Raw genomic sequence first — 8,661 nt, forward strand, 5'->3', positions numbered from 1 at the left:
TTTATTGGATTTTGTACATAGTTATATTTGCATTTTTGTACATTTTTATTTTAGCATTTATAATAATATCCTTGCTTTTCAAGCCTTGCATGCTGACTTTTCATGACAAATCTTGTTTCAACCATGGTTTGTACTTTGTTTTCCCATGTTCATGAGACCTCCCCGGGTAAGAACAACTACCTTCATCCCCATATACTCGCCGCATTTACAGTCAGAATTTCAGGTAGTGTTGGACTTTCACGGCCAAGCTACCTCCCATGCGAGCACGAAATTAAAACGAACTAGTGATCTTTTCCCTCACTAGTTCGTTTTCTGTTAATAATATAAATATTTATTTTTCTAATTCAAAAGCTAGTGAATCGAGAGAATTAAGTCCTATTGTTTCAATCTCCCCTCTGTCACATCTTTGAGCAATTTCTGGGTCTATTGGTAGTTTTGCCAATACTTTTAAATTAAACTCTTTAGCTATTTCATCAATATGACTATCGCCAAACACTTTATATTCTTTGCCGTTGTCAGGGCATTTAAAATAACTCATGTTTTCAACCAGTCCAACGATTGGTATATTCATCATCTTAGCCATTTTTACTGCTTTAGTAACTATCATCGATACCAATTCTTGAGGAGATGTTACCACTATTATTCCATCTACGGGAATGCTTTGAAAAACTGTTAAAGCTATATCGCCTGTTCCAGGTGGCATATCTATAAACAAAAAATCCTCATCTTCCCAAATCACCTCAGTCCAAAACTGTCTAACTGTTCCCCCAATAATAGGTCCTCTCCAAACAACGGGATCCGTTTCATCCTCAAGCAATAGATTTAATGACATTACATCTATCCCCGTTCTAGTTTTGACAGGAAATATACCATCCTTATTTCCTCTGGCTTTTTCAGTAATGCCAAATATTTTTGGTATAGAAGGCCCAGTTATATCTGTATCCATTATTGCAACTTTATATCCTCTCCTTTGCATTTCTACGGCAATTAGAGAGGTTACTAATGATTTCCCAACTCCGCCTTTTCCACTCACAACTCCGATGATCTTCTTTATATTTGATTTATCGTTTGGCTTTAAGATGAAGCTCGATTTTTTATTTGTTGGTTCATGATTTATATTAATATTATCAGTCATTAAAATTCTCCTTTTTTAAATTATGGAGCTGATGGTCGGATTTGAACCGACGACCTGTGCATTACGAGTGCACTGCTCTACCACTGAGCCACATCAGCATTTAATGTAATTAACAGTATAATTATACAACATTTCATTGATTTTTTTAAGTATTTTATTAAGAATTTAAGGTTTACAACTGAAATACAGAATTCTTTTTAAAAGGTTTGTTAACTTTTCTGTAAAACATCAATAAGCCAAGCTATCAAGCTTGGCTTATTCCTTTCATGCTCAATGATATTCTACCTTTATTAAGGTCAATTTTTATTATCCTCACTTTAACAATGTCTCCTACTTTTAAGACTTCTTTAGGATGCTTGATATATTTTTCCGATATTTCAGATATATGAACTAAACCATCTTCTTTTACTCCGATATCTATAAATGCGCCAAAATCAACTACATTTCTTACAGTCCCTAAAAGTTCCATTCCTATCTCTAGATCTTCGATTTTCAAAACATCACTTCTCAAAATTGGCTTTGGTCTATCTTCTCTTAAATCCCTACCTGGTTTTTCAAGTTCTTTTATGATGTCGACTAATGTAGGTTTACCTATATTTAATTCTCTAGCTAATTCATCTATATCTCTTGATTTATAATCTAGATTTAGTAATTTATGTGCGATATCATAGCTTTCTGGATGAACACTGGTATTATCTAGGATATTGTCACTTTCAGGAATTCTTAAAAAACCTGCGCATTGCTTAAAAGTCTTCTCTCCCATTCCTTTAATTTTAGAAAGTTCTTCTCTTGAAGTAAACTTCCCATTCTCTTCTCTGTATGCTACGATGTTTTCTGCTAATTTAGAATTAATTCCCGAAACATATTTTAGTAGAGAAATACTTGCTGTGTTGAGATTGACCCCAACTCTATTTACACAATCTTCTACTACCTTTGATAACACTTCGTCTAATCTTTTCTGATTCAAGTCGTGTTGATATTGCCCTACGCCAATGTGCTTTGGTTCTATTTTTACTAATTCAGCTAATGGGTCTAATACTCTCCTCCCAATAGAAACAGCTCCTCTAACTGTAACATCTTTATCAGGAAATTCTTTTTGCCCAATTTCTGAGGCAGAGTATATGGAAGCACCTGCTTCATTTACGATAATGTAACTCAATTGGGTTAAATTATATTTTTTAATGAATTCTACAACAAAGCTTTCTGTTTCTCTAGATGCTGTGCCATTCCCAATTGCTATTATTTCTACGTTATATTCGTTTACTAAATTTAATAATATACTTTCGCTTTCTTCGATCTTGTTATGTGGCTCTACAGGGAAAATATTAGTATGAGATAAAAGTTTGCCTGTTTCATCTAAAACTACGACTTTAAGTCCTGTTCTAAAACCAGGGTCTATAGCTAATATTGCTTTTCCTTTTATTGGGGGTTGCATTAGCAGTGGTTCTAAATTTAAAGCAAATACTTTTATCGCTTCCTCTTCTGCCCTTTGTGTAAGATCACTTCTAATTTCTCTTTCTATAGACGGGAATAATAACCTTTTAAATGAATCCTCTATAGCTTGTTCCAATAAATCATTAGTTAGGCTTTTCTTGTTTTTTAGTATCTCTTCTTTAATTAAATTGGTTAAATCAAAATCCGGTGTTTCTAAGCTAACCTTTAATGCCTTTTTATTCTCTCCCCTATTTATCGCTAATATTCTATGATTAGCCAAGTTTTTTATTGGTTCCTTATAGTCATAATACATTTCATAAACAGATTCTAAATTTTCATCTATAGCTTTCACTACAATAATTCCATGCTTGTAAAGATATTCCCTTACCTTGTTTCTTATGTTTGCATCATCTGATATATCTTCTGCTATGATATCTTTAGCCCCATTAAAAGCATCCTCTATGGTTTTAATATCATTTTCTTCATTTATAAAAGTACTTGCAAACTCTAATAATTTATCATCTTCTAATTCATTTGCCATAATAACTTCAGCCAATTTGTCTAGCCCTTTTTCTCTTGCTATTGTTGCTTTGGTTCTTCTCTTTGGCTTAAATGGTCTATAAAGATCCTCTATCCTTTGCAGACTTTCGGATTTCTCAATTTCTTCTCTCAGTTCATCAGTTAGTTTGCCTTGTTCGTCTATTAGTCTGATTACATCTTCTTTTCTTTTTTCTAGATTTCTTAAATATGTAAGTTTTTCGTCTAATTCTCTAAGCTTTACATCCGTCATTTCCCCAGTTAATTCTTTTCTGTATCTAGCAATAAATGGTATTGTGTTTCCTTCATCTAATAATTTAATAGCATTTTCAACATTTCTTTCCTTTAAATCCAAACTTTTTGCAATTTCTTTGATTATATCCATATATCCTCCTAAGCTCAATCAAAGCTCTTCTACTGAAGAGCTTTGTATTTCAAATATTCATTTATAAAATAATCCAAGTCTCCATCCATGACTCTGTAGACATCTCCAACTTCTGCTTGGGTCCTATGGTCTTTTACCATGCTATAAGGATGAAAAACATAAGATCTTATTTGTGAGCCCCATGCTATCTGAGAATAAGAGCCTTGAAGATCTTCTATTTTTTCTTTGTTTTCTTCTTCCTTTAACTGTATCAACTTTGCTTTAAGCATTTTTAGTGCCGTTTCTTTATTAGAATGCTGACTTCTTTCAGACTGGCATTGAACAACTATTCCAGTAGGAATATGAGTAATTCTAACTGCAGAATCAGTAGTATTTACATGTTGTCCTCCAGCTCCTGTAGATCTATATGTGTCTATTTTTAGATCTTTTTCATTTATTTCGATATCTTCCTCTTCGTTAAGTTCAGGAAATACATCTACGCTTGCGAAAGAAGTATGCCTTTTACCAGAAGCATCAAAGGGAGAAATCCGGACTAGTCTATGAACACCTTTTTCCCCTTTCAAATAGCCATAAGCATTGTATCCAGAAATTAACAAAGTTACTGATTTTATACCTGCTTCTGGATCTTGTAAAATATCTAATGTTTCAATCTTGTAACCTTTGTTTTCAGCCCATCTTCTATACATTCGAAGTAACATCTCTGCCCAATCCTGAGCCTCTAATCCTCCAGCTCCTGCATGAATGGATAATATTGCGTTATGTTCATCATATTCCCCATTTAATAAAGTGGATATTTTAAATTCAAGAACTTCGTCCTCAACTTCATCCAAGGTTTTCTCAACCATATCGTAATCGGTATAATCATCTTCTTCAGACATTAGCTGGTATAATACCTCCAAGTCTTCGACTTTGTTTTTCAATTTTTCATACTTTTCAATTTGCTCTTTTAAGCTCTTTATTTTCTGCATTGTATCTTGTGCTTTTTTTTGGTCTTTCCAAAAATTTTCATCGTAAGTGCTTTTTTCTAAATCTTCTACGAGCTTTCTTTTACTCGGCAAGTCAAAGAGAAACACCCAGCTCTGTCATAATGTTTAAACAATTGTTCAACCTTTCTCTATCCAAATACAAATCCACTCTATCACCCTTTCATTAAATTACATTTTCTTTGTCAGGAGCGCCACAGCACTTTTTATATTTCTTTCCACTTCCACATGGACAAGGATCGTTTCTTCCAACTTTCTTCGTTTTGTTCACAACAGTTCTATTTGTATTTTCTGGGCTGCCTATTTCAATCGGATTAGCTACTCTCTTTCTTTCAACTGGTTTAGATTTAACAGCATGGAATAGGAACTGAACTGTATCCTCCCAAATGCTTATTGTCATTTCTTCAAACATATCAAAACCTTCAATTTGATATGCCCTAGCTGGATCTTCTTGTCCCATTGCCCTTAATCCTATACCTTGTTTAAGTTGATCCATAGCATCTATATGATCCATCCACTTTGAATCTACTACTTGGAGTAAAACTATTCTTTCTATTTCTCTGAAAGTTTCTTCTCCAAATTCTTTTTCTTTATTATCATAAATTTCATTTGCTTTAGTTAAAATAAATTGTAATAATTTATCTTTAGTTAAACTCTCTATGTCAAGCTCTGAGAGAATTCCTTTTTTCATTCCAAATGTCTTTTCTAAAAATACCTCTAAGCCCTCAAGATCCCATTCTTCAGGATATTTTGCTTGTCTTGTATAGATTTCAATATTATTTTGGACAAGATTCTTAACCATTTCTAAAATATGGTCTTTTAGGTTTTCTCCTTCTAAAACTCTTCTTCTTTCTTTGTAAATAATTTCCCTTTGTTTGTTCATTACATCATCATATTTTAAGACATGCTTTCTAATTGAAAAGTTGTTTCCTTCAACTTTCTTTTGAGCATTTTCAATTGTTCTGGTTAGGATACTATTCTCTAATGGCTCATCATCAGGCATATTTGCAGTCTCCATTAAATTCTTTATTCTATCTCCTGCAAATAATCTCATCAAATCATCTTCTAGTGAGATATAAAATCTCGAACTTCCTGGGTCTCCTTGACGCCCTGATCTACCTCTTAACTGGTTATCTATACGTCTAGATTCGTGTCTCTCTGTACCTATTATGTGAAGTCCCCCAGCTTCTACTACTTTTTTGTGTTCTTCTCTAGTTACCTCTTCAAATTTTTCAACTAATTCTTGATAGAGCTTTCTGGCCTCTAATATATTTTCATCATTAGTATCATAGAAACTATCTACTAATCCTAAAACTTCTTCATCGTATCCACGTTTTTTCATTTCTTGTTTAGCCATATATTCAGGATTACCGCCAAGTACAATATCTGTACCACGGCCAGCCATGTTTGTCGCTATCGTTACTGCTCCTAACCTACCAGCTTGAGCAATTATTTCAGCTTCCCTTTCATGTTGCTTAGCATTCAAAACTTCATGTTTTATGCCTTCTTTTTTCAACATTTTAGATAAAATTTCAGATTTTTCAATTGTAACTGTACCTACCAAAATTGGCTGTCCTGTTGCATGTCTTTCTTTAATTTCTTTTACAACAGCTTTAAATTTAGCTTCTTCATTCTTGTATACAACATCTGGATAATCTAATCTTACGACAGGTTTATTGGTTGGTATTTCAATTACATCCATATTGTAAATCTCTCTAAATTCATCTTCTTCAGTTTTTGCTGTTCCTGTCATACCAGCTAATTTTTCATACATTCTAAAATAATTTTGAAATGTTATGGTAGCTAATGTTTTCGATTCCGATCTTACTTTTAATTTTTCCTTTGCTTCAATAGCTTGGTGCAAACCATCACTATATCTTCTGCCGAACATTAATCTTCCAGTAAACTCATCGACTATGATTACTTCTTCATCTTTTACTACATAATCGATATCTCTTTTAAATAAACTTCTAGCTTTCAATGCTTGATTTATGTGATGAGCTATTTCCATATTTCCTATATCCGCTAAATTGTCTAGCCCAAAAAACTTTTCGGCTTTTCTTGTTCCATTTTCTGTTAACATTATGCTTCTTGCTTTTTCATCAACTATATAGTCAACTGTTTCTTCCTTTATCTCTCTATTGAATGGATCAAGCCTTTCTTCACTTGGATCTAAATATCTAAAAGATAAGGTTTGGGCAAATTTATCTGCCATTTCATATAACGATGTTGATTTGTCTCCTTCTCCTGATATTATCAAAGGAGTTCTCGCTTCATCAATTAAGATAGAGTCGACTTCATCCACAATTGCATAAAAAAGGTCACGTTGAACCATTTCCTCTTTGTATATGACCATATTATCTCTTAGATAATCAAATCCAAACTCATTGTTAGTTCCATATGTTATGTCACATGCATATTGTTGTCTTCTTTCTTTGTTGTCTAGTCCGTGAACTATGCACCCAACAGAAAGTCCTAAAAATTCATATATTTTGCCCATCCATTGTTTATCTCTCTTAGCAAGATAATCATTAACTGTTACTATATGAACTCCTCTTCCCGCTATTGCATTTAAATAGGCAGGTAAAGTAGCAACCAAGGTTTTACCTTCACCAGTTTTCATTTCAGCAATTCTACCTTGGTGAAGTATTATACCTCCGTAAAGTTGCACTTTAAAGTGCTTCATTTCGAGTACTCTATTGGATGCCTCTCTTACCACTGCAAAAGCCTCTGGTAACAGCTGGTCTAATGTTTCACCATTTGCAAATCTATTTTTGAATTCAACTGTTTTATTCTTTAGTTCTTCATCAGAAAGTTTTGACATTTCGTCATCTAAAGAAATTATTTCTTCCACTATTCCATCTAATTTTTTAAGTTCTCTCTCACTATATGTGCCAAATACTTTGTTTAGCAAACCCATTTGTTAAATCATCCTTTCAAATCACACTACAATATTGTAGCCACTATTTATAATGCCTTTATATTATACCATTTATGTAGGAATATGCAAATATATTTGTGCTTATTGTAAACCAATCTAACCTATTATATACTTCTTTAACAAAGATATAGCCCTCTTAAGAGGGCTATATCTTTTAATCATTACATATCCAAATCTGGATAATAAATTTTGGTCCATTTTTCTGTATTGTCTTCTAACCATTCATATTCATGACTGTTTATTGCTTCTTGCATGTCTTCATAGTACCATTTGTCTTCGGTTAAATCAGGAAATTTTCTTGCATCTTCAAGGATATATTCCTTGGTTACTTTTCTTTCCAATACTGCATTTACTAGGGTTACAAATTCTGCTCTTGTTATATATTCATCTGGTCTAAATGTTCCATCAGAATATCCCTTTACCCAGCCTTTTTCTGCTGCAGAATTGATATATTTATTTGCCCAATGCCCTTTTATATCTGAAAATTTATCTGATTCGAATGGACTTAAATTATCAAATCTAGATGCTATTACTGCTAATTCAGCTCTAGTTATATAATTTCCTGGTCTAAATGTTCCATCTTCGTATCCTAATATTATTTCTGCATTTGCTAAAGTTGCAATGTGTTTATTGGACCATCTATTTGAATTTACGTCAGTAAATTTATGTGTTGTTTTAAATACCATGCTTCTGTATTCTGGATCTAATAATCTGTAGAATACTGCTGCTACTTCTTCTCTAGTAATTCTCCCTAATGGTCTTACTGTATTGTCTGGATAGCCTTGTATATATGCTATATGCTCATCTGTCAATACTGGAAAATCAGTTGGTACTTCTTCATCTATTTCTTCTTCTGGTGGTATAAATGGTGGTATAAATGGCGGTACCACTTGAGAATTTACTGTTAATGTTCCTTCTACTTTTGTTATGTTGTAATTCTCAGTTACATCTTTATCGCCAGATTTTATACTTATACTTTGTATTGTGTTTTTACTTGAACCAACGTTTGTTTGTGAACCAGTAATAACTACGGTGATTGTCTCTCCAGATACAAGTTCTCCACTAGTTATTGTGAAAGTATTATTTGTTAAAGGTGTCCCGTCATATACTTTTGTAGCATTTTGTGATTGTACGGTTATGCTTCTTGCTGTTATTGTTACTGTAGCTGATCCTGTTCTATCTTCATAGTTTGGATTTTCTACTTTTACATATACTGTATATTCTCCTACATCTTTAAATTTAGGAT

Annotated in this window: 5 protein-coding genes and 1 tRNA gene; all 6 read right to left on the minus strand. The window is 33.0% G+C overall.

Annotated features, from left to right (window positions below; genetic code table 11):
* Positions 1 to 331: 331 nt before the first annotated feature.
* A complete protein-coding gene (locus tag ACTB1H_RS08190) occupies positions 332 to 1,135 on the minus strand; it encodes a P-loop NTPase (protein WP_463262361.1) in 804 nt (267 codons plus the stop codon).
* 23 nt (positions 1,136 to 1,158) lie between these two features.
* A tRNA-Thr gene (locus tag ACTB1H_RS08195) sits at positions 1,159 to 1,233 on the minus strand.
* Positions 1,234 to 1,379: 146 nt separating this feature from the next.
* A complete protein-coding gene (locus ACTB1H_RS08200) occupies positions 1,380 to 3,491 on the minus strand; it encodes a Tex family protein (RefSeq protein WP_463262362.1) in 2,112 nt (703 codons plus the stop codon).
* Between the two features lie 29 nt (positions 3,492 to 3,520).
* Positions 3,521 to 4,577, minus strand: a protein-coding gene (gene prfB, locus ACTB1H_RS08205; protein ID WP_463262365.1) for a peptide chain release factor 2 whose coding sequence is annotated in 2 segments (ribosomal slippage) — positions 3,521 to 4,552 and positions 4,554 to 4,577 — 1,056 coding nt in all. Because the reading frame shifts where the segments join, the coding sequence is not laid out codon by codon here.
* Between the two features lie 63 nt (positions 4,578 to 4,640).
* A complete protein-coding gene (gene secA / locus ACTB1H_RS08210) occupies positions 4,641 to 7,394 on the minus strand; it encodes a preprotein translocase subunit SecA (protein ID WP_463262363.1) in 2,754 nt (917 codons plus the stop codon).
* A 182-nt stretch (positions 7,395 to 7,576) separates the two neighbouring features.
* A partial coding sequence (locus tag ACTB1H_RS08215) for an S-layer homology domain-containing protein (RefSeq protein ID WP_463262364.1) occupies positions 7,577 to 8,661 on the minus strand: 1,085 nt, incomplete at its 5' end.

This window comes from Soehngenia sp. (genome assembly GCF_055108775.1).

What these genes read in the sequence shown, in the direction of transcription:
- secA (WP_463262363.1), bottom strand. Translation starts at nt 7,394, where the DNA reads ATGGGTTTGCTAAACAAAGTATTTGGCACATATAGTGAGAGAGAACTT.
- ACTB1H_RS08190 (WP_463262361.1), bottom strand. Translation starts at nt 1,135, where the DNA reads ATGACTGATAATATTAATATAAATCATGAACCAACAAATAAAAAATCG.
- ACTB1H_RS08200 (WP_463262362.1), bottom strand. Translation starts at nt 3,491, where the DNA reads ATGGATATAATCAAAGAAATTGCAAAAAGTTTGGATTTAAAGGAAAGA.